20 protein-coding genes are annotated in these 20,459 nt (G+C 72.7%); 11 read left to right on the top strand and 9 right to left on the bottom strand.

Translation table 11 applies throughout. The features are described from left to right. Positions 1–25: 25 nt before the first annotated feature. On the top strand, positions 26–391 hold the full coding sequence (locus C2865_RS37320; protein ID WP_106403492.1) for a hypothetical protein: 366 nt from the start codon (positions 26–28) through the stop codon (positions 389–391). Next, a complete protein-coding gene (locus C2865_RS37315; RefSeq protein WP_106403491.1) occupies positions 388–771 on the top strand; it encodes a PIN domain-containing protein in 384 nt (127 codons plus the stop codon). The genes C2865_RS37320 and C2865_RS37315 overlap by 4 nt, the downstream gene beginning before the upstream one ends. A 264-nt stretch (positions 772–1,035) precedes the next feature. Here the strand turns inward: C2865_RS37315 and C2865_RS37310 are convergent, their stop codons facing one another. Next, positions 1,036–1,308: a WXG100 family type VII secretion target gene (locus C2865_RS37310; RefSeq protein ID WP_106397130.1), complete on the bottom strand. Its 273-nt coding sequence runs from the start codon at positions 1,306–1,308 to the stop codon at positions 1,036–1,038. A gap of 250 nt (positions 1,309–1,558) precedes the next feature. Between C2865_RS37310 and C2865_RS37305 the strand changes: the two genes are divergently transcribed. From C2865_RS37305 to C2865_RS37275, 7 genes are all read left to right on the top strand, one after another. Next, a complete protein-coding gene (locus C2865_RS37305; protein ID WP_106403490.1) occupies positions 1,559–3,307 on the top strand; it encodes an acetyl/propionyl/methylcrotonyl-CoA carboxylase subunit alpha in 1,749 nt (582 codons plus the stop codon). Positions 3,308–3,500: 193 nt separating this feature from the next. Then, a complete protein-coding gene (locus C2865_RS37300) occupies positions 3,501–3,863 on the top strand; it encodes a YciI family protein (protein WP_106403489.1) in 363 nt (120 codons plus the stop codon). Further along, positions 3,860–5,116 (top strand): RNA polymerase sigma factor, encoded by a 1,257-nt coding sequence (locus C2865_RS37295; RefSeq protein ID WP_106403488.1) that lies wholly within the window; start codon positions 3,860–3,862, stop codon positions 5,114–5,116. Before C2865_RS37300 ends, C2865_RS37295 begins: the two co-directional genes overlap by 4 nt. Before the next feature lie 79 nt (positions 5,117–5,195). After that, positions 5,196–6,332: a DUF6745 domain-containing protein gene (locus C2865_RS37290; protein ID WP_106403487.1), complete on the top strand. Its 1,137-nt coding sequence runs from the start codon at positions 5,196–5,198 to the stop codon at positions 6,330–6,332. A gap of 58 nt (positions 6,333–6,390) precedes the next feature. Further along, on the top strand, positions 6,391–7,689 hold the full coding sequence (locus tag C2865_RS39805) for a hypothetical protein (RefSeq protein WP_157964080.1): 1,299 nt from the start codon (positions 6,391–6,393) through the stop codon (positions 7,687–7,689). A gap of 45 nt (positions 7,690–7,734) precedes the next feature. Beyond that, positions 7,735–8,283 (top strand): TetR/AcrR family transcriptional regulator, encoded by a 549-nt coding sequence (locus tag C2865_RS37280; RefSeq protein ID WP_198653872.1) that lies wholly within the window; start codon positions 7,735–7,737, stop codon positions 8,281–8,283. A gap of 98 nt (positions 8,284–8,381) precedes the next feature. Further along, positions 8,382–8,885: a DoxX family protein gene (locus C2865_RS37275; RefSeq protein WP_106403485.1), complete on the top strand. Its 504-nt coding sequence runs from the start codon at positions 8,382–8,384 to the stop codon at positions 8,883–8,885. 95 nt (positions 8,886–8,980) lie between these two features. Here C2865_RS37275 and C2865_RS37270 read toward each other — a convergent pair whose 3' ends face one another. From C2865_RS37270 to C2865_RS37260, 3 genes are all read right to left on the bottom strand, one after another. Beyond that, positions 8,981–10,666: a phospho-sugar mutase gene (locus C2865_RS37270; protein ID WP_106403484.1), complete on the bottom strand. Its 1,686-nt coding sequence runs from the start codon at positions 10,664–10,666 to the stop codon at positions 8,981–8,983. Further along, positions 10,663–11,460, bottom strand: a complete 798-nt coding sequence (locus tag C2865_RS37265) for a purine-nucleoside phosphorylase (RefSeq protein WP_106403483.1) — start codon at positions 11,458–11,460, stop codon at positions 10,663–10,665. The genes C2865_RS37270 and C2865_RS37265 overlap by 4 nt, the downstream gene beginning before the upstream one ends. A gap of 94 nt (positions 11,461–11,554) precedes the next feature. Then, positions 11,555–12,013 carry a gamma-glutamylcyclotransferase family protein gene (locus C2865_RS37260; RefSeq protein WP_106403482.1) on the bottom strand — a complete coding sequence of 153 codons (459 nt, stop codon included), beginning with the start codon at positions 12,011–12,013 and terminating at the stop codon, positions 11,555–11,557. Positions 12,014–12,067: 54 nt separating this feature from the next. On the opposite strand from C2865_RS37260, the gene C2865_RS37255 reads away from it, so the two are divergent. Further along, positions 12,068–13,456 (top strand): NAD(P)H-quinone dehydrogenase, encoded by a 1,389-nt coding sequence (locus C2865_RS37255; protein WP_232836025.1) that lies wholly within the window; start codon positions 12,068–12,070, stop codon positions 13,454–13,456. Positions 13,457–13,463: 7 nt separating this feature from the next. Here the strand turns inward: C2865_RS37255 and C2865_RS37250 are convergent, their stop codons facing one another. After that, complete coding sequence (locus C2865_RS37250) at positions 13,464–14,015, bottom strand: PH domain-containing protein (RefSeq protein ID WP_106403480.1); 552 nt, start codon at positions 14,013–14,015, stop codon at positions 13,464–13,466. Between the two features lie 103 nt (positions 14,016–14,118). Here C2865_RS37250 and C2865_RS41680 point away from each other — a divergent pair, with 103 nt between their 5' ends. After that, positions 14,119–15,558 (top strand): OmpA family protein, encoded by a 1,440-nt coding sequence (locus C2865_RS41680; RefSeq protein WP_106403479.1) that lies wholly within the window; start codon positions 14,119–14,121, stop codon positions 15,556–15,558. A 12-nt stretch (positions 15,559–15,570) separates the two neighbouring features. Here the strand turns inward: C2865_RS41680 and C2865_RS37240 are convergent, their stop codons facing one another. The 4 genes from C2865_RS37240 to C2865_RS37225 form a co-directional block, all read right to left on the bottom strand. Beyond that, positions 15,571–16,224 carry a Uma2 family endonuclease gene (locus tag C2865_RS37240; protein ID WP_157964079.1) on the bottom strand — a complete coding sequence of 218 codons (654 nt, stop codon included), beginning with the start codon at positions 16,222–16,224 and terminating at the stop codon, positions 15,571–15,573. Between the two features lie 111 nt (positions 16,225–16,335). Continuing rightward, positions 16,336–17,625: an ABC transporter permease gene (locus C2865_RS37235; RefSeq protein ID WP_106403477.1), complete on the bottom strand. Its 1,290-nt coding sequence runs from the start codon at positions 17,623–17,625 to the stop codon at positions 16,336–16,338. Beyond that, a complete protein-coding gene (locus C2865_RS37230; RefSeq protein ID WP_106403476.1) occupies positions 17,622–18,896 on the bottom strand; it encodes an ABC transporter permease in 1,275 nt (424 codons plus the stop codon). The genes C2865_RS37235 and C2865_RS37230 overlap by 4 nt, the downstream gene beginning before the upstream one ends. Next, positions 18,889–20,409, bottom strand: a complete 1,521-nt coding sequence (locus C2865_RS37225; RefSeq protein ID WP_106403475.1) for an ABC transporter ATP-binding protein — start codon at positions 20,407–20,409, stop codon at positions 18,889–18,891. Before C2865_RS37225 ends, C2865_RS37230 begins: the two co-directional genes overlap by 8 nt. Positions 20,410–20,459 lie beyond the last annotated feature (50 nt).

Raw genomic sequence — 20,459 nt, 5'->3', positions numbered from 1 at the left:
CGGTCAATCGTGCCACCATCTGGCCATGACACTCGCCTTCGGCTTCGGTGAGCCCCCGGGAGACCTGTTCGACGCGGCCTACACTCGGGTCATGGCGCAGCTCGAAGCCCGGGAGCCGGGGTTCTCCATCGACGAGGACCTGCAACGGCACCTCGCGGCCCTCGCCCGGCAGCGGGGAGTCTCGCTCCGGGAGCTGCTGATCGGCGCGTTCGGCGAGCCGGCGCGCCGTCCCGATCCCCGGGACAGGCAGGCGCAGGCCCTCAGGTTCCGCGCGGCGCTCGCCAGGATCAACGCGGAGCTCGGCGAGGAGGAGTTCGAGCGGCGGTTCGAGGAGTACTGGCCGGAGCGCGCGGCCGAGGCGCGAGGGGAAGGCCCGGGGAGCACGGCGTGAGCGCACTGATCCTCGACCACACGGCCGTCGATCTCCTCGCCCGCTGGCAGCGCCGGCTGGTGGAGCAGGTCGCCGCCGCGGAACACGATCCCGCCCGGCGGGTCTTCATACCCGCGCTCAGCCTGGCCGCCGCCGAGGAGTTCCGCCCCGGGCTCAGCGAGGTGGTCTGCGCCACTCCGCAGATCACCATCATCCCGCTCGGCACCTCGGGCGCCTACTGCATGGGCAAGCTGATCTCCTCGGGCACCGACTGGCGGTACGCACAGGCGATCTACGAGGGCCGCCCCACCCCGGAGTTCCCCAAGGGGAGGGCCGTCGCGACCGCCGCCCCCGAGCACTACGCCGGCACCGGCGTCACCGTCGTCCCCGTCAGCCTCTGACCGCACGCCCCTCTCCGACGGCGCGGACCGCGCCCCCACCGGGAGCCGAGAGCGACCGCGCCCCTCCCCGGACACGGAGAGCCGACCGTGCCCCCGGAAGCCGAGAGCAGACCATGCCCCTCCCCAGAGACGTGGAGCAGACCGTACTCCCCGCCGGAGGCCGAGAGCGGACCGTGCTCCCCGCTGACCGTTCCCCTTGCCGGAGGCGGAGGGGCGGGAGGCGGGTGTCCGGGGACCGGGACCGGGACCGGCCCCGGGCGGGGGTCAGCGGGTGGCGGCCTCGATGTTCTGCTGGGAGCGGCGGACGTCGGTGGCGCCTTCTTCGAGGGCGACGGCCATCTTGTCGAAGGCGCTCTTGGCCTCGGCCCAGGCGGCGCGGAAGCGGTCGGCGCCGGGGCCCCACCAGATCTCGGTGGAGCTGACGGTGCGGCCGTTGAGGTCCTTGATGAGGGCGTCGAGGTTCTTGGAGTGTCGGGAGAACAGGCGGGCGAGTTCTTCCATCTGGCCGATGTTGCCGCCTCTGCGGTCCGCACCCATGGGTCGTCCTCTCGCTCGTCGAGCCGGATTTCCTGCGTACCTTCCACAGCTCACACCACTTCAGCCGCGCAGGGGCCGATCAAGGGCGTCCGCATCCGGCCAAAACGGCTCACACCCCCGGAACGAGCTGCGGAAGCGCCCAAATAAGGAGGCGATTACGCAGCGGAAATCTCGATTCCCTAAACTCGCGTGTCGACGGGTCAGGTCAGGGGTGATCCCTCTCGACGGTTCTCAGGGACGGAGACGTACGTTGCGGAAAGTTCTCATCGCCAACCGGGGCGAGATCGCGGTGCGGATCGCGCGCGCATGCCGGGACGCGGGGCTGGGCAGCGTGGCGGTCTACAGCGAGCAGGATCTCGACGCCCTGCACGTACGCGTGGCCGACGAGGCCTACGCGCTGGGCGGGCAGAGCGCGGCCGAGTCCTATCTGAGCGTGGACAAGCTGCTGAAGATCGCTGCTGACAGCGGGGCCGACGCGGTGCATCCGGGTTACGGGTTCCTGGCGGAGAACGCCGACTTCGCCCAGGCCGTGATCGACGCCGGCCTGATCTGGATCGGCCCGCCGCCCGCCGCGATCACCGCGCTGGGCGACAAGGTCCAGGCCCGCCACATCGCACAGAAGGTCGGCGCCCCGCTGGTGGCCGGCACCGCCGACCCGGTCTCGGGCGCCGAGGAGGTCGTGGAGTTCGCCAAGGCCAACGGCCTGCCGATCGCGATCAAGGCGGCGTTCGGCGGCGGCGGCCGCGGCCTGAAGGTCGCCCGCACGCTGGAGGAGGTGCCCGAGCTGTACGAGTCGGCGGTGCGCGAGGCCGTCGGCGCGTTCGGGCGCGGCGAGTGCTTCGTGGAGCGCTACCTCGACAGGCCCCGGCACGTGGAGACCCAGTGCCTGGCCGACCGGCACGGCAACGTGGTCGTGGTCTCCACCCGCGACTGCTCGCTGCAGCGCCGCCACCAGAAGCTGGTGGAGGAGGCCCCTGCCCCGTTCCTGAGCGAGCAGCAGCTGGAGCTGCTGTACACCTCCTCCAAGGCCATCCTCAAGGAGGCCGGCTACGTCGGCGCGGGCACCTGCGAGTTCCTCGTCGGCCAGGACGGCACGATCTCCTTCCTGGAGGTCAACACCCGCCTGCAGGTCGAGCACCCGGTCACCGAGGAGGTCACCGGCATCGACCTGGTCCGCGAGATGTTCCGCGTCGCCGACGGCGAGGAGCTGGGTTACGGCGACCCGGAGGTGCGCGGCCACTCCATCGAGTTCCGCATCAACGCCGAGGACGCCGGACGCGGCTTCCTCCCGGCGCCGGGCACCATCACCGCCATGCAGACCCCGACCGGTCCCGGCGTGCGCCTGGACTCGGGCTACGTGGCCGGCCAGACGGTGCCGCAGTCGTTCGACTCCCTGGTCGCCAAGCTGATCGTCACCGGCGCCACCCGCGAGCAGGCCATCGAGCGCTCCCGCCGCGCCCTGGAGGAGTACGTCATCGAGGGCATGCCCACGGTGATCCCCTTCCACCGCGACATCCTCACCCAGGACGCCTACACCGGCGCGCCGTTCTCGGTGCACACCCGGTGGATCGAGACCGAGTACGACAACACCATCGAGCCGTACGCCGGTCCGGTCGGCGAGGCCGAGGAGGCCGGCGAGCGCGAGAAGGTCGTCGTCGAGGTCGGCGGCAAGCGCCTGGAGGTCGTGCTGCCCTCCGGTCTCGGCGCGAGCGCCGCTCCGGCCGCCGCCGGCAAGGCCGCTCCCAAGCGCGGCAAGAAGAAGGGCGCCGCCGCCGCGGCGAGCGGCGACTCCCTGGTCTCCCCGATGCAGGGCACCATCGTCAAGATCCTCGTGGAGGACGGCGCGACCGTCGCCGCCGGCGACACCGTCGTCGTGCTGGAGGCCATGAAGATGGAGCAGCCCCTGACCGCCCACAAGGCCGGGACCGTCACCGGCCTGTCCGCCGAGGTCGGCCAGACCGTCACCAGCGGCGCCGCCATCTGCGAGATCAAGGACTGACGGCCGCCCGTCCGTCCCCGCCCGAAGGCCGGTGGCCCGTGCTCCCCGCACGGACCGCCGGCCTTCGGCCGTCCGGCGGCAGGCGTGAAAAAAGATCGAAGAGAATCCGCGGCGGATGTCGAGGCGGGCCGGACGGCTCCGACTCGGGGATGAGAGCGCGCCGGGAGGGCGCGCGGACGGAGGGACCACCACGATGAAGTACCTGCTGATGATCTACGGGAACCAGGAGAAGTGGGACTCGATCCCGGCGGACGAGTGGCCGGAAGCGGTCGCCCGGCAGGACGCGTTCAACCGGAGGTACCGCGAGACCGGTGAGCTGGTGGGCGCCTACGGGCTGGCGGACGCCGTGAACGCCCGGCTGGTGCGCCGGGAGAACGGCGCCCCCGCCGTCACCGACGGCCCCTACCTGGAGACCAAGGAGTACATGGCCAGCTTCTACCTGCTGGACTGCGAGAGCGAGGAGCGGGCGCTGCAGATCGCGGCGGACATGCCCTTCGCCGACCGGGACCCGGTGGAGCTCTGGCCGGTCCTGCACGAGGCGCCGGCGGACGCGTGAGCGGCTCCCCCGCGCCCGAGGGCCTGCTGCGCGAGCTGGCGCCGCAGGTCCTCGGGGCGCTCGTCCGGCGGTACGGCGGGTTCGACCTGTGCGAGGACGCGGTCCAGGAGGCGCTGCTGGCGGCCGCGCTGAGCTGGCCCGCCGAGGGCGTCCCGGACAACCCGCGAGGCTGGCTGGTCACCGTCGCCTCCCGCAGGCTGGTGGACCAGGTGCGGGCCGAACGTTCCCGCAGGCTCCGCGAGGACCGCGTCGCGCTGGCCACGCCGCAGTCGGAGCTGCTCGCGCGGCCCGCCGACGCCGATCCGGAGTCCGACCGGGACGACTCCCTGACGCTGCTCTTCCTGTGCTGCCACCCGGCGCTGTCCGCGCCGAGCCGGATCGCCCTGACGCTGCGCGCGGTGGGCGGCCTGAGCACCGCGCAGATCGCCGCCGCCTTCCTGGTCCCCGAGGCGACGATGGCCCAGCGGATCAGCCGCGCCAAGCAGGGCATCAAGGCCTCGGGGCTGCCCTTCCGGCCTCCGGAGGCGGCCGAGCGGGCGGCGCGGCTCGCGGAGGTGCTGCACGTCCTCTATCTGGTCTTCAACGAGGGCTACACGGCTTCGGGCGGCGACTCCCTGACCGCGCCCGCGCTGTCCGGGGAGGCGATCCGGCTCACGCGGCTGCTGCATCGCGCGCTGCCCGAGGACCCGGAGGTCCTGGGCCTGCTGGCGCTGATGCTCTTCACCGACGCCCGCCGTCCGGCCCGCACCGCTCCCGACGGGTCGCCGGTGCCGCTGGCCGGGCAGGACCGCTCCCGGTGGGACCGCGCCCTGGTCGAGGAGGGCTCCGCTCTCCTGGCCCGCGCCCTGGGCGGCGCCTCCCCGCTGGGCCCCTACCAGCTCCAGGCCGCCATCGCCGCGGTGCACACCGAGGCCGAGGACGCGGCCGCCACCGACTGGCCGCAGATCCTGGGCCTGTACGACCTGCTGGAGAAGATCGCCCCCAACCCGGTGACCTCGCTCAACCGCGCCGTCGCCGTCGCCATGGTCCACGGTCCGGATCCCGCCCTGGAGCTGCTCGCGTCCCTGGGGGCCGACTCCCGCATGGCCCGCAACCACCGCTTCCCCGCCACCCGCGCCCACCTTCTGGAGCTGCGTGGCGATCTCCCCGAGGCGGCCGACGCCTACCGCGCCGCCGCTCACCGCGCCCTCAGTGCCCCGGAGCGCCGGTACCTCCTGGCGCGTGCCGCCCGCCTGGCCCCGGAGGGCTCCTGAGCGGACAGGGATGGTGCGAGAACGGCGGTTCATGCCACACTGGACGCATGATCGTTGAGAGGGGCGAAGCCCTCACCGCGTGGTGAGGTCCGCCGATTCCGAGCGGTGGCGGGAAGCCGCCGCGATCCGTGACGAATGGCTCGAGTGGGCGCTCTGCAGCCTGCCGGCCGACAGGGCGGCCGCCGAGGCCGCCATCTCCGAGCTGTACCGGCTGGTCGGGCACGCCCCGCCCGAGTTCGTGTGGGTGGGCTCCCCCGCCGAGGCCCTCTCCCTGGTCCCGCCCTGGCCGCCGCTGCACCTGATCAACTCCGCCCCGCGCAGGGACGGGCAGCCGGTGGCGGGGCGGCTCGCGGCCCTGGTGTACGAGACGCGGTTCGCCCTGGACGCGCAGATCTCCCCGCAGGCGGATCTGGCCGCGAACGTGGGATGGCGAGGGCTCCCCACACGAAGGATCTCCGACGACCCGGTCTTCCGGGAGGTCTCCGAGCCGCTGCGCACCGTGGTCCGCGACGGGATCGTGTCTCCGCTGCGCGCCGAGGCCGGAGCGCCGCGGCCGGACCTGGCCTGGCGCGGGCAGCACGACGCCTACTGGGTCGCCCACTACGACGCCTGGCTGCGGATCGGCGACGTGTCCTGCCTTCCCGGGGAGCGGCTGCCGTTCGACCTGTTCGCGGTGCTGGCCCGCTCGTGCGGGTGGTGGTGGCCGCTGGACGGGCGGTGCGTCGTGGCCGAGCGCACGAGCGTGGTCCGGGTCGAGAAGGCCCCGGGCGGGGGCTCCGCGGTGCGGCCGCACGCCGAGGACGGGCCCGCCCTCGCCTTCCCCGACGGCTGGGGCCTGCACTCCTGGCACGGGACCCGGGTCCCCGCCTGGGTGGTCAACGGTCCCACCGGGGAGCTGATCTCCCGCGAGGCGAACGTCGAGGTCCGGCGGTGCGCCATCGAGCGCATCGGCTGGGACGCCTATCTCGAACAGGTGGCCCCCCTCCTGCTCGCGAAGGCCTCCGATCCGGGAAATCCGGGTTGTGAGCTGCATCTCTACGACCAGCCGGGCGACCTCCCGCGGCTGCTGGTCGTCGTCAGCGGATCGGTGGAGCGGGACGGGACGCGCCGCAGGTACGGGCTCAGCGTCCCCCGCCATCACGATGACCCGCTCACCGCCGCGGCCTGGACCTGCGGCCTGTCCGCCGAGTGCCACTCCCGGCTCGTCACCGACTGAACGCCCCCTTGAAAGCCCCTTTACCGACGAATAGCCATAAACCACGCAGTATGGACTTATGGGATCACTGCGTGTGTTCTTTCTGCTCTTCGCCCTCCTCGTGGCGGTACTGCCGACCGGGGGCGCACAGGCACACGCGGGAAAGGCGCCCGACCCCGAGGTGATCTCCGCGCTGCGCAGCGAACGGTTCTACGCCTCGCCCGACCAGACGACGCTGGACGCGGCGGGCATCGCACGGGTGAAGCAGGCGGTCCGGGAGTCCGAGACCCCGGTGTACCTGGTGGTCACCGGGGACATGGGCAGCGCGCAGACGTCGAACCGCTATCTGGTCGACATCGCCAACGCCGTGGGCAGCACCGGGGTCTACGGGCTGCTGTCCGGAAGGCACTTCGCCGCGGGGGCGCTCGGGCAGACCGGGCTGAGCCGGGGCGAGGCGGGGCGTCTCGCCGCGGAGGCGGCCAGCGAGAACCAGGGCCGGCCCGCCGACGGGCTGGTCTCCTTCGTGGACTCGGTGAACGTCGCCTCCGGCCGGCAGCCCTCCACCGCCAGCAGCGCGTTCACCTACGGGTTCCTCGGGGTGCTGCTGCTCCTGGTCGTCGGCGGGTTCTTCTACGTCAGGGCGGGCAGGCGCCGCCGGGCCCGGGACGAGCAGCGGCAGCTGCAGGAGCTCAAGCGGGGGGTGGAGGAGGACGTCACCCGGCTCGGCGAGGACATCACGGCACTCGACCTCGACCTGAAGAACCCGAAGGTCGACCCGGCCGCCAAGGACGACTACGTCCGTGCCCTGGACTCCTACGACCGCGCCAAGGCCGCCACCGAGTCCGCCCGCACGTCCGAGGACATGGAGCAGGTCACCCATGCGCTGGAGGACGGGCGCTACTACATGGTCGCCGTCCGGGCCCGGCAGGCGGGCGAACCCGTGCCCGAACGCCGCGCGCCCTGCTTCTTCAACCCCCAGCACGGCCCGTCCGTCCGGGACGTGCTGTGGGCCCCGATGGGCGGCCAGGCCCGCGAGGTCCCGGCCTGCGCCGCGGACGCCGAGCGGGTGGAGCACGGGGCCGATCCCGAGGCCCGCATGGTCGAGGTCGCCGGGCAGCGCCGCCCGTACTGGGAGGCGGGCCCGCAGTGGGCGCCCTACGCGGGCGGCTACTACGCCGGTTACGGCGGATTCGGCATGCTCAACTCGATCCTCATCGGCACCGCGATCGGCTCGATGTGGGGGGGCGGGTTCGGCGGCATGGGCTACGGCACCGTCGACCACGGCGGAGGATTCGGGGACTTCGGCGGCGGGGGCGGGTTCGGCGACTTCGGCGGAGGCGGCGGGTTCGGGGACTTCGGCGGGGGCGGCGACTTCTGAAGCCTCCCCTTGCAAAGTTAGTTATCAGTCACTAACCTTGCTGCCATGAGCCCGAGAATGAGCGCGGAGGAGCGCCGCCGCAGCGTGGCCGCCGTGGCGATGAGCGAGTTCGCCCGCGGCGGCTACGAGGGCACCTCCACCGAGTCCATCGCCCGCCGGGCCGAGGTCTCCCAGCCCTACCTGTTCCGCCTCTTCCCCAACAAGCGGGCCATCTTCCTGGCCGCGGCGCGGCTCTGCCTCGTCCGGACCCGCGACACCTTCGCCGCGGCCGCCGAGGGGGTGCCGCCGGACCGGGTCTACGGCGCCCTGGCCGGGGCCTACCTGGAGCTGATCGCCGACTCCGACCTGCTGATGATGCAGATGCAGGTCCAGGTCGCGACCTTCCAGGCCCAGCAGCGCGGGGACGAGGAGTTCGGGCGGATCATCCGGCGCGACTGGGACGAGCTCTACGACACCGTCCACCTGCTGCTCGGCGGGGATCCCGAGGTCACCACCGGGTTCCTGGCCTCCGGCATGATGATCAACACCTGGGTGGCCCTGGGCTACCCGTCCGAGGACCGCGTCTGGACCGGCCTGCGCCTCTCCCCCGACTGATCGTCCGGGGGCTCCCGCCCCCCTTTTTTCATCCCGAAAGTTATTGGTCAATCACTACCTAAGGGGCCGGCCACCGCCCGCCCCCTGGGAGGAGCCCCATGTTCACCACACTGCTGCTGTTCGCGATCCCCGCGCTGGGCTTCGGCCTCCTCGGCGTGCTCGGGGTCCGCAGGTTCACCGACCCGCGGGTCTGCGCCGCCCACGGCATGGCCGTCATGCTCCTGTTCACCGGCCTCGCCCACTTCCTTCCGGAGAGCGTCACGGCGATGCCCGGACACGACGACATGGCGGCGATGGTCCCGTCCTACGTCCCGTTCCCCCGCTTCATGGTCTACGCGACCGGGGTGCTGGAGTTCCTCGGCGCGCTCGGCCTCGTCCTGGCGCGGACCCGCCCGGCCGCCGGCGCCTGCCTCGCCCTCCTGTTCGTCCTGATGTTCCCGGCCAACGTCCACGCCGCCGCCGAAGGGATCCCGCTGAACGGCGACCCGGCCACACCGCTCTGGTTCCGCCTCCCCGAGCAGCTCCTGTTCATCGCCGTCGCCCTCTGGGCGTCCGGGATCGCCCGCCGGTCCCGCTCCACCGCGCCCGCACCCGTCTCCTGACGCCTGAGACCCGACGCCCGTCGCCCGCCGCCTGAGGCACGACAGCGGGAGGCCCGGTTCCGGACGGTGATCCGGAACCGGGCCTCCTGGGCGGTCTAGGCGGGCAGGCGGGCGGCCATCGCCGCCCGCAGGGACTCCAGTTCGGCGGCCGCCGCCTCCCGCGCGGCCGCGACGTCGTCGCCCTCCACCCGCACGACGACCTCGAGGTAGCACTTGAGCTTGGGTTCGGTGCCCGAGGGCCGGACCACCACCCGGGCGCCGCCCTCCAGCCGGAACCGCAGGCCCTCGGTGGGCGGCAGGTTGTCGACGCCCAGCGCCAGGTCGTCCGTCCGCAGCACCGCCCGGCCGCCCAGGACGGCGGGCGGAGCCTGGCGCAGCGCCGCCATCGCCTCGTCGATCAGGGCCTTGTCGGCCACCCGGACCGACAGCTGGCCGGTGGCGTGCACGCCGAACCGCCGCGCCTGGTCGTCCAGCAGGTCCAGCAGCGTCCGGCCGTCGCGCCTGGCCTCCGCGGCCAGCGCCGCCACGGCCAGGGCCGCGCCGATGCCGTCCTTGTCGCGCACCGGCAGCCCCTGGTCGCCGCCGAGGCTGTAGCCCAGGGCCTCCTCGTAGCCGAAGACGAGCCGGTGGGTGGGCGAACCCGCCCGCATGATCCACTTGAAGCCGGTGAGCGTCTCGGCGTAGTGCACCCCGTACGCCTCGGCGATCCTGCCCAGCAGCGACGACGAGACGATCGTGGTGGCCACCAGCCGGTCGTCGCCCTCGGTGTGGCGCAGCACGTGCTCGGCCAGCAGGCCGCCGACCTCGTCGCCGGTGAGCATGCGCCTGCCGCCGCCGGGCAGCGGGACGGCCACCGCGCACCGGTCGGCGTCAGGGTCGTTGGCCAGCGCCAGGTCCGCGCCGACCCGCTCGGCCAGCTCCAGCACCAGGTCCATCGCCCCCGGCTCCTCCGGGTTGGGGAAGGCGACCGTGGGGAAGGCCGGGTCGGGCAGGCACTGCTCGGGCACCACCAGCGGGGCGGCGAACCCGAACTCCATGAACGCCCGCAGCGCCGTGCCCGCGCCCACCCCGTGCAGCGGCGTGTAGGCGACCCGCACGTCCCGCGCGTCGCCCAGCGGGATCCGGCGCAACGCCTCCAGATAGGCCTGGACGATCTCGTCCCCGAGCACCTTCCAGGACGGCTCCTCCGGGCCGCGGACCCGGCCGGGCGCGACCCCCAGCGGCAGCTCGTTCACCGGGCCCACCGCCTCGATCGCGGCGGAGATCTCCCCGTCCACCGGCGGGACGATCTGCGAGCCGTCGCCCCAGTAGACCTTGTAGCCGTTGTCGCCGGGCGGGTTGTGGCTCGCGGTGACCATGACCCCGGCGTCCGCCGACACGTGCCGCACCGCGTAGGCCAGCACGGGCGTGGGCAGCGGCCCCGGCAGCAGCCAGGCGCGCACGCCCATGCCCGACAGCACCGCCGCGGTGTCCAGCGCGAACCGGCGGGAGCCGTGGCGCGCGTCGTAGCCGATCATGACGGCCTGGCCCCGGGCCCCCTGCCCGGCCAGCAGCCTGCGGCCCAGCCCGGCCGCGGCCCGCATGACCGTCACCCGGTTCATCCGGTTGGGCCCCGCGCCCAGCTCGCCGCGCAGCCCGGCGGTGCCGAACTCCAGCGAGGAGCCGAACCTGTCGGCCAGCGCCGCCTCGTCCCCGCTCTCCAGGATCAGGCTGAGCTCGGCCTGGGTGACCGGGTCCGGGTCCTGCGCGAGCCACTCCTCGGCGCGTTCCCGCAGGTTCACAGCCGCTCCACCACCGTCGCCAGCAGGCGTCCCATGCGCTCGGCGGCCGAGAGCCCGGCCGCCAGCACCTCCTCGTGGTCCAGCAGGGCGTCGGACAGGCCCGCCGCGATGTTCGTCACCAGGGAGATGCCCAGGACCTCCGCGCCGCCCTCGCGCGCCGCGATCGCCTCCAGGACCGTGGACATGCCGATGAGGTCGGCGCCCAGCGTCTGCAGCATGCGGATCTCGGCGGGCGTCTCGTACGTGGGGCCGCGGAAGGCCGCGTAGACGCCCTCGTCCAGCTCCGGCTCGACGCTCCTGGCCAGCGCCCGCAGCCGCTTGGAGTAGACCTCGGTGAGGTCGAGGAAGGACGTCCCGGTCAGCGGGTTGGACCCGCTGAGGTTCAGGTGGTCGGCGATCAGCACCGGGTCGCCCACGCGCTGCTTCTCCGGGCGCAGGCCGCCCGCCGCGTTCGTCAGGACGACCGTCTCGACCCCCGCGGCCAGCGCCGTGCGGATCCCGTGCACCACCGGGTCCACGCCCCGGCCCTCGTACAGGTGGGTGCGGCCGAGGAAGACCAGCGCGTTCCGCCCGCCGACCCGCACCGCGCGGACCTTGCCGCCGTGCCCCTGGACGGCCGGGGCCGCGAACCCCGGAAGGTCGGTGAACGGCAGCTCGAACTCCGGCTCGCCGATGACGTCCGCGGCCGGGACCCATCCGGATCCCATGACGAGGGCCACATCGAATTTCTCGAACGTTCGCTCGGTCAGCGCTGCTGCGGCCTCTCGGGCCAGCTCATACGGGTTGTTCTGCACTCCACCAGGCTAGGGGTCCCCGGCAGCGCGCACGCTGCCGATCCGCGCCAAACCCGCCCGCTGTTTCCCGGGAGGAATTGGAGGGTCCTCCAGGTCAGGTGTCGGTGCCGAGGGTGTCGCAGGGGCGGGAGCGCAGCTCCTTGACGTAGGGCTCGGGGGCGCCGGCCTTCTCGGCGGCGTCGGCGATGATGCCGAGGAACCGGGCCGAGGGAAGGCCGCCCTCGTAGGCGTCGAGCACGTAGATCCAGGCGAGCTCCTCGCCGAAGAGCGTCTGCACCCGGACCCTGATCTTGGTGTAGAGGCCGAGTTCGTGGCCCTCCCAGGCGTCCAGGGCCTGCTCGTCCCATTCGGGCACGTCGTAGAGCGCGACGAAGACCTCACCGTCGGGATCCTCGACCAGGGTGGCCAGCGCGCCGTCCCAGCCGATCTCCTCACCCCCGAAGGTCAGCCGCCAGCCCTTGAGCCAGCCGGTGTCGCGCAGGGGCGAGTGGGGAGCCCGCTCAGCCATCTGCTCGGGGTCCATGTTGGAGGCGTACGCCGCATACAGAGCCACGCTGACCTAGCGTACCGGCCCATCCATCGACCTTCGTAAGAAAGAATGGGCGTTGTGAGCACGCGTATCGTAATTCTGGGTGGAGGACCGGGCGGGTATGAGGCCGCCCTCGTCGCGGCACGGCTGGGTGCGGACGTGACCGTCGTGGAGCGGGACGGGCCCGGCGGAGCGAGCGTCCTCTACGACTGCGTCCCGTCCAAGACCCTGATCGCGACCTCCGTCCGCATGTCGGTGCTCAGCGAGTCGGCCCAGCTGGGCGTGCGGTTCGACGGCGGCCCCGACGGCGAGGTGGGCGGCGTCGCCGCGGACCTGCCGCTGATCAACAGGCGGGTCAAGGACCTGGCCCGCGCCCAGTCCTTCGACGTGGCCGACCGGCTCGGCTACGAGGAGGTCAAGATCGTCCGCGGCGAGGGGCGGCTGGACGGCCCGCGCGCCGTGGTCGTCGGCGACCGCCGCATCGAGGCCGACATGGTCATCATCGCCACCGGCGCGACCCCGCGGGTGCTGCCCGGCGCCGAGCCGGACGGCGAGCGCATCCTCACCTGGCGCCAGCTGTACGACCTCGACGAGCTGCCCGAGGAGCTGATCGTGGTCGGGTCCGGCGTCACCGGCGCCGAGTTCGCCGGCGCCTACCTGAGCCTGGGCTCGAAGGTGACGCTGGTCTCCTCCCGCGACCGCATCCTGCCGTCCCAGGACGCCGAGGCCGCCTCCGTGCTCGAGGAGGTCTACCGGAGGCGCGGCATGAACCTGCTGAGCCGCTCCCGCGCGGGCGCCGTGGAGCGGTCGGGGGACGGCGTCGTGGTGACCCTGGAGGACGGCCGCAAGGTGCGCGGCTCGCACTGCCTGATGACCGTCGGCATGGTCCCCAACACCCGCGGCATCGGGCTGGAGAAGGCCGGCGTGAAGCTGGGCCCCGGCGGCTACGTCGAGACCGACAAGGTCTCCCGCACCTCGGTGCCCAACATCTACGCCGCCGGCGACTGCACCGGCATCCTCGCGCTGGCCTCGGTGGCGGCCATGCAGGGCCGGATCGCGGTCTGGCACGCGCTCGGCGAGGCCGTCCAGCCGCTGAAGCTCGGCTGGGTCAGCTCCAACATCTTCACCGACCCCGAGGTCGCCTCGGTCGGCGTCACCCAGCAGATGGTCGACAACTGCGAGGTCGACGCCCGCACGGTCATGCTGCCGCTGAACACCAACGCGCGGGCCAAGATGCAGGGCTCCGAGGACGGCTTCATCAAGCTGTTCTGCCGCCGCTCCACCGGCATCGTGCTGGGCGGCGTGATCGTCTCGCCGCGCGCCAGCGAACTGATCATGACCCTGGCCGTGGCGGTGCAGCAGCACCTGACCGTCGACCAGCTCGCACACACCTTCACCGTCTACCCGTCGCTCTCGGGCAGCATCCAGGAGGCCGCCAACCGGCTCACGGTCGACTCCGCCTACTGAGGGGGGCTCACCCCACCAGCAGGGCCGCCAGCGCGCCCAGCGGCGCGAGCACGGCCAGCAGGGCGGGCCAGGACCAGGTGACGGCGACCTCGCCGTCGCCCTCGGACCGGGCGCGCACCTCCTCCAGTTGCTCGGCCGCGAAGTCGACGGGAGTGCGCCCGGCCGCCTGCTCCGCCAGCCTGCCCGGCAGCCGCGGGTCCGGCTCGGCCCGCCTCGCCCGCGCGGCGGCGCGCGCCGAGGACTGCACCGCCCACGCCTCGACCCGTCCGCCGTCCCAGGTGACGCTCAGCACGCGGCCCGGCCGGATCTCCTCGATCCGCTTCCAGGGCAGCCGCGTGGTGCGGAACGGGTTGTGGACCGCCAGCGCGGACTTCTCCGCGACCACCCTGGGCCGCAACCCCAGCGCGTAGGCCAGGCCGCAGCCGAGCAGCAGCACCGCGGCGGCGATCGCCGACGCCCGGTCCCTGCCCCGTATCGCCACGTCCACCAGGGCGACCGCGGCGACGGCCAGCCACACCCAGCTCACGATGGACCCTGCGGCGGAACGGAACGGCTTCATCCTTCCAAGATAGTGCGGCCTTCCTCCCGCGCCTCATCCATGGACCTGGGGCGGGCAAAAGTGATCGAATGGCGGTTACTGCCCCCTCCCGAGGGAGACCGCGATGCGCGTGCTTCCGATCGCCGCCCTGCTCGTCCTGGCCGTCGGCTGCAGCAGTACCGAGGACCCGCCGGCCGCCCCGCCGCCGCGGGACGGCGCGCCTCCCGCCTCGTCCGGGCCGTCCGGCCCGGCGGGCCCGCGGGCGCTGGCCTCGGTGGACGTCGACACCAGGGTCAAGGCCCGCCTGGAGGTCGTCGGGCTCAACCGCCACGGCGGCGACCACGTCCTCGCGCAGATCCGGGTGACGAACAACGACACCGTGGACTTCGACCCGCTGAACCACCTGGCGGACGACACCGACGCGACCCCCGACATGGACCGCGCGGGCGGCATCTTCCTCCTGGACGCCGCGGCCCGCCGCGTGGTGAAGCCCCTGCAGGGCGAGGACGGCTGCGTGTGCAGCGTCGCGGAGAGCTCGCTGAGCTCCTTCCTGAAGCCGGGCGAGCACGAGACGTTCTTCGCGGTCCTGCCCGCCCCGTCCGGCGGCGCGAGGACGGCCACCCTGCTGACCCCGATGTCGCCGCCGCTGCCGAACATCCCGATCAGCGACGCCCCGCCGTCGGGCCAGGGCTTCCCCGAGCCGGTCGGCGAGGTCGTCTCCTACCCCGTGGACGCCCACTCGGAGGACGACGACAGCGAGCTGCGCGACGACGGCGAGGAGGTCGAGGTCAGCCTGTCGGCGGACGTGCTGTTCGCCACCGGCTCCCACGCCCTGACCGCCGCCGCCGGTGATCTCATCGAGCGGACCGCCGGCCGGATCCCGGGCGGCGCCGTCAAGGTCGAGGGCCACGCCGACTCCACCGGCACCGCCGCGGTCAACACCCCGCTGTCCCGCCGCCGCGCCGACGCCGTCGCCGCGCGCCTGAAGTCCCTGCTCCCCGGGGCCGCCTTCACGACCGAGGGCTTCGGCTCGTCCCGGCCCCTGTACCCCAACACCACCCCGGAGGGCCGCCGCCGCAACCGCCGGGTGACCATCACCTTCACCCGGGCCGAGAAACCCGAGCCGCGCCCCGCCACGACCGCCCCGGCCGCTCCCGCCGCCCCGCGGGACGGCTTCACCCTGACCGTGGACCCCCTGGTCCAGGTGGGCGGCGGGCTGTCCCTGCTCACCTACGCCCTGACCAACACGGGCCAGAGCCAGGTCTCCCTGCGCCGCCTCACCGACGACACCGAGCGCACCTGGCTGAAGTTCCGCTTCTGGGCCGCCGCGAACGCCAAGCTCGTCGACGGCGACCGCCGCATCCCCCCGGCCCGCTACCTCCTGGGCACCCCCACCCAGGGCTGGGCCCAGCTCTGCCTGTGCACCAAGACCTCCGGCATCGCCCTGGGCGCCGACCGGTTCGCCCCCGCCCAGACCAAGCACTTCTGGGCCCTGGTCCAGACCCCCTCGGGCCCCGTCACCGCCGAGATAGCCGACCTCCCCGCCGCCCCCGTGCCGCAGTGACCCGGACCGCGTTCATCCCCAGAGCGCCCACTTGTGCGTGGGGATCCTCAGCCTGAAGGGGTCGGGGAGCACGACGTCCTCTCCGAAGGACCACACCTGCTTGTCCAGGTAGGCTCCGGCGGCCGCGTCGGGGATCGTGTAGAGCACCACCTGTGCGACCTTCGGATCCCGGTCGACCAGTAGGTAGTAAGGGACCTCCGCTCGTGCGTATCCGTTCCACTTGGTGGCACGGCCGTCGCGCGGCGGACGGTCATGGCAGGCGTTGCTCGGCGAGGTCACCTCCATCACCAGCTCGACCTCATCCGAGACCAGACAGCTCACCTCGGGCTGGAGGGACAGTTCGGCCTCCGGTGCCTCCCCCACCACCAGATCGGGTATGGCGCCGTACTTCTTCTCCGCCTCGACCAGGTCGAGGTTCGGCCCTGACAGGCATTCCCACTCGTGGTCGGCGCCCTCCTGCCTGGCGAAGGCCTGGGCGACGTACCAGACGATCTTCGCGTGCCCGACCGACGGTGCTGGTGACACGATGACCTCTCCCCCGACGACCTCGACACGGGCCCCTTCGGGCGCACCGACCGCATCGGCCAGCTCCCCCCGCACGAACAGGGCATGCGGAGTGTCCGGGAGGTCGATGGAGGTGTTTTCGCGGACGACAGCGTTGATCACTGTAGGTGTCCCCTCGTTCACGTCCTGACCTCCAGATCGTAGGGAAGGGTCACCGCCCAGCGTACGTAGTTCACCGCTTTCCGCCAGGTAGATCTTTTGCGTTTCCGCCGGTCAGCCCTTGGTGTAGGGCTGGCCGTCGGCGGCGGGTGCTCGGACGTGGCCGACGAGGCCGGCGACGGCGAAGATCGTGGCGAGGTAGGGGAGCATGGTCAGGAAGGAGGTGGGGACGGGGGTCTGCAGCGGCTGGACGGCGGTGGAGAGGCCGCCGGCGAAGCCGAAGAGGAGTGCCGCCCACAGGGCGCCGACGGGTGACCAGCGGCCGAAGATGACGGCGGCGAGGGCGATGAAGCCCTGTCCCGCGGCCATGTTCTTGTTGAAGCTGATGTTCAGGCCGATGGTGAGCCAGACGCCGCCGAGTCCGGCGATGAGGCCGGCGGCGAACATGTTGAGGTAGCGGGTGCGGATCACGTTGATGCCCACGGTGTCGGCGGCGGTGGGGTGCTCGCCGACCGCGCGGGTGCGCAGGCCCCAGCGGGTGCGGAACAGGGCGACGTGCACGAGCGCGATGAGCGCCATCGCCAGGTAGACGATGATGTTCTGGTCGAACAGCACCGGGCCGATCAGCGGGAGCTTCGACAGCAGCGGGATCTCGAGGTCGGGGAAGGACAGCGCCTGGTTGTAGGTGATGCTGTCGCGCTGCATGACGCTCTCGTAGAAGAAGCCCGTCAGGCCGGTGGCCAGCATGGTCAGGACGACGCCCAGGACGACCTGCTCCACCAGGTAGCGCTGGGCGAAGACGGCCAGCAGCAGCCCGAACAGGCCGCCCGCGAGGCAGCCCGCGGCCATGCCGGCCCACAGGGAGCCCGTCAGGGACGCGGTGAAGGCCGCGGTGCAGGCGCCCAGCAGGAACTGGCCCTCGATGCCGACGTTGATGACGCCGGAGCGCTCGCCCATCACGCCGGCCAGCGCGCCGAGGACGAGCGGGACGGCGGCCAGGACCGTCGCCTCCAGGACGGCCGCGAGGTTCAGGCTCTGCCCCGCCGCGGCCCAGACCAGGAAGGCCAGCACGTAGCTGAGCAGGAACACGCCCATCACCGCGGCGTTGCGCCGGCCGGACAGCGGGAGCGCCAGCTTCGCCGCTCCGCACAGCGCGGCCAGGACCGCCAGCACCAGCGCGACGGGCCCGGCGGGGAACGTCAGGTCCGGCAGCGTCAGGCCGGTGGCGTTGCTGAGGTTCAGCACGAACCGGGTGTCGACGCCGGAGGTGCGGCTGCCCAGGCCGAACGCCCAGACCCCGTACAGACCGACGACGATCATCGCGATGCCGCCGTAGAGGCGGCCCCGCTGCACGCCCGCCCCGGTCGGGGCGAGGTTCTCCGGAGGCAGCACCGTGGCCGTCATCCGTTCCATCCCTTCGAAGCGAGTGCGGCCTTCGACCCTCCGGCGCCCTTGAGGCGGAAGAGGCCGCGGACCAGCGGCGGCGCGGCCACGAACAGCACGATGAGCGCCTGGATGACCGTCACGATCTCGATGGAGACCCCGGACGAGGCCTGCATGGCGCGGCCGCCGGCCTGCAGCGCGCCGAACAGGATCGCGGCGAACACCGTCCCGACCGGCGAGGCGCGGCCCAGCAGCGCCACGGTGATGGCGGTGAAGCCCAGCCCCGCGTCGATGGAGGGGGTGAGCGCGTTGTTGGCGTTGGCGGTGCCCAGCACCTGGGTGGCGCCGACGATGCCCATCAGCCCGCCGGAGATGAGCATCGCCATGATCTGGCTCCTGCCCACGCTCATGCCGGCGGTGCGGGCGGCGGTCGGGTTGGCGCCGACGGCGCGCAGCTCGAAGCCGAGGGTCGAGCGGTTGAGCAGCCACCAGCAGAAGAACACCGCGGCGGCCGCGATCAGCAGGCCGGCGTGCAGCCGCAGGCTCCCGCCGCCCTCGGGCAGCCAGGACAGCAGCCGCGGCAGCTCGGCCGCCTCCGACACCGACTTCGACAGCGGCTCGTTGCGCTCGTGGTTCTTGACGGCGTCGGTGGTGATCAGCCAGACCAGGAAGGAGACGGCCACGTAGTTGAGCATGATCGTGACGATCACCTCGTGCGCGCCCGTCCTGGCCTTGAGGAGGCCGACCAGCGCGCCGTACAGGGCGCCGCCGGCGATGCCGGCCAGCACCGCGAGCACGGCCGCGACGACGACCGGGCCCTGCACCGTGAAACCGACGAGGGTCGCGCAGATCGCGCCCATGATCAGCTGGCCCTGGCCGCCGATGTTGAACAGCCCGGAGCGGAACGCCAGGCCGATGGCCAGGCCGCCGAGCAGCAGCGGGGTGGCCTCGGTGAGGGTCTCGCTGAACGGGGCGATCGCGGTGGCCACGTTCCAGGAGCTCTCGGGGTTCCAGACCGCGCCGCGGAACAACGCCCCGTAGGCCTCGCTGACCGCGGTCCAGGACGCCGAGAGCGCGTCGCCCGGCGCGGCGAAGAAGTACGAGAAGGTGCCGCGCACCTCCTCGTCCGAGACGATGATCATGATCGCGCCGAAGAACAGCGCCAGGACGACGGCCAGCGCGGTGACCAGCCACGAGCCCTGGAGGATCTCGTCCAGCACCCGCCTCAGGCCGCCGGGCGGCGCCTTCTCGCCCGCGGGCGCTGCCTTCTTCTCGGTCGGCTGTTCACTCATCGACGACGTCCTCGGGGTTCGCTCCGGCCATGAGCAGGCCGATCTTCTCCGTGGAGGTGTCCGCCGGCACGACGGCCACGATCTTTCCTCCGTACATCACCGCGACGCGGTCGGACAGCGCCATGACCTCGTCCAGTTCGGTGGAGACCAGCAGGACCGGCCGCCCCTGGTCCCGCTCCCTGATGATCCGCTGGTGGATGAACTCCATCGCGCCGACGTCCACGCCGCGGGTCGGCTGGGAGATCACCAGCATGCGCAGCGGCCGGGACATCTCCCGTGCCACCACGACCTTCTGCTGGTTGCCGCCGGAGAGCTCCCCGACGGGCTGCTCGATGGAGGTGGTGCGGATGTCGAACTCCTCGACCCGCTGCGCGGCGTTGCGCCGGACCTCCCGGACGTCCATCGTGCCGCGCCGCCCGAACGGCGGCCGGTCGTACAGGTCCAGGATGAGGTTCTCGGCGACGCTCGCGGTGCCGACGAGCCCGTCGTGGCCGCGGTCCTCGGGCACGAAGCCGAGCCCGGCGCGCAGCCGCTCCCGCGGGCTCCTCCCGGTCAGCTCGGCGCCGTCCAGCACGATCGAGCCGCTCTCGGGCTCGATGAGCCCGAGGACCGCCTGGGTCAGCTCGGTCTGCCCGTTGCCCTGGACCCCGGCGACGCCCAGGACCTCGCCCGGCCGGATGTCGAGGCTGACGCCGTCCACGACGGCCTGCCCGGCGAGGTTGCGCACCGTCAGGTCGCGGACGGAGAAGGCGGGCGCCGCGCCGGTGTCCCGCGCGGGCTCCTTCTCCACCTTCAGCCGGACCTGGCGGCCGACCATCAGGGCGGCCAGCTCGGACTCGGACGCCGACGGGTCGGCGGTCCCGACGACCTTCCCGCGCCGGATCACGGTGATCCGGTCGGCGATCGCCTTGACCTCCTTGAGCTTGTGGGTGATGAAGACGATGGCCGTCCCCGCCTCGCGCAGGCGGCCCATGACGGTGAACAGCTCGCGGGTCTCCTGCGGGGTGAGGACCGCGGTGGGCTCGTCCAGGATGAGGATCTTGGCGTTCCGGGTGAGCGCCTTGACGATCTCGACGCGCTGCTGCACGCCGACGGGCAGGTCGCCGACGGTCGCGTCGGGGTCGACGGCCAGGCCGTAGCGCTCGGAGACCTCCCTGACGTGCCGGCGGGCCGCGCCCTGGTCGAGGAGGGGGCCCTTGACCCGCTCGTCGCCGAGCATGACGTTCTCGGCGACGGTGAAGACCGGGACGAGCATGAAGTGCTGGTGGACCATCCCGATCCCGGCGTTGATCGCCGAGCGGGGGCCGTCCAGCCGCAGCGGGCTGCCGCCCACCCTGATCTCGCCCTCGTCGGGCTGGTAGAGCCCGTAGAGGATGTTCATCAGCGTCGACTTGCCGGCGCCGTTCTCACCGAGCAGGCAGTGGATCTCCCCCGGCCTGACTTCCAGGTCGATCGCGTCGTTGGCCACCAGCGAGCCGAAACGCTTGGTGATGCCCCGAAGTTCAAGTGCCACCCTGGATCCTCTCCGGAAATCCGTGGGATGAAATGGCCTGCCCGGTGGTC

This window comes from Actinocorallia populi, assembly GCF_002995495.1.
Lineage (GTDB): Bacteria > Actinomycetota > Actinomycetes > Streptosporangiales > Streptosporangiaceae > Actinocorallia > Actinocorallia populi.
Note: the sequence above shows the minus strand (reverse complement) of the source record. Positions and strands in the feature narration are given on the sequence as shown.

Bases quoted from the DNA above. Each gene is read 5' to 3' on its own strand.
- C2865_RS37320 (WP_106403492.1), top strand. From the start codon at position 26: ATGACACTCGCCTTCGGCTTCGGTGAGCCCCCGGGAGACCTGTTCGAC.
- C2865_RS37310 (WP_106397130.1), bottom strand. From the start codon at position 1,308: ATGGGTGCGGACCGCAGAGGCGGCAACATCGGCCAGATGGAAGAACTC.
- C2865_RS37300 (WP_106403489.1), top strand. From the start codon at position 3,501: ATGAAGTACCTGCTGATGATCTACGGGAACCAGGAGAAGTGGGACTCG.
- C2865_RS39805 (WP_157964080.1), top strand. From the start codon at position 6,391: ATGGGATCACTGCGTGTGTTCTTTCTGCTCTTCGCCCTCCTCGTGGCG.
- C2865_RS37280 (WP_198653872.1), top strand. From the start codon at position 7,735: ATGAGCCCGAGAATGAGCGCGGAGGAGCGCCGCCGCAGCGTGGCCGCC.
- C2865_RS37275 (WP_106403485.1), top strand. From the start codon at position 8,382: ATGTTCACCACACTGCTGCTGTTCGCGATCCCCGCGCTGGGCTTCGGC.
- C2865_RS37250 (WP_106403480.1), bottom strand. From the start codon at position 14,015: ATGAAGCCGTTCCGTTCCGCCGCAGGGTCCATCGTGAGCTGGGTGTGG.
- C2865_RS41680 (WP_106403479.1), top strand. From the start codon at position 14,119: ATGCGCGTGCTTCCGATCGCCGCCCTGCTCGTCCTGGCCGTCGGCTGC.
- C2865_RS37235 (WP_106403477.1), bottom strand. From the start codon at position 17,625: ATGACGGCCACGGTGCTGCCTCCGGAGAACCTCGCCCCGACCGGGGCG.
- C2865_RS37230 (WP_106403476.1), bottom strand. From the start codon at position 18,896: ATGAGTGAACAGCCGACCGAGAAGAAGGCAGCGCCCGCGGGCGAGAAG.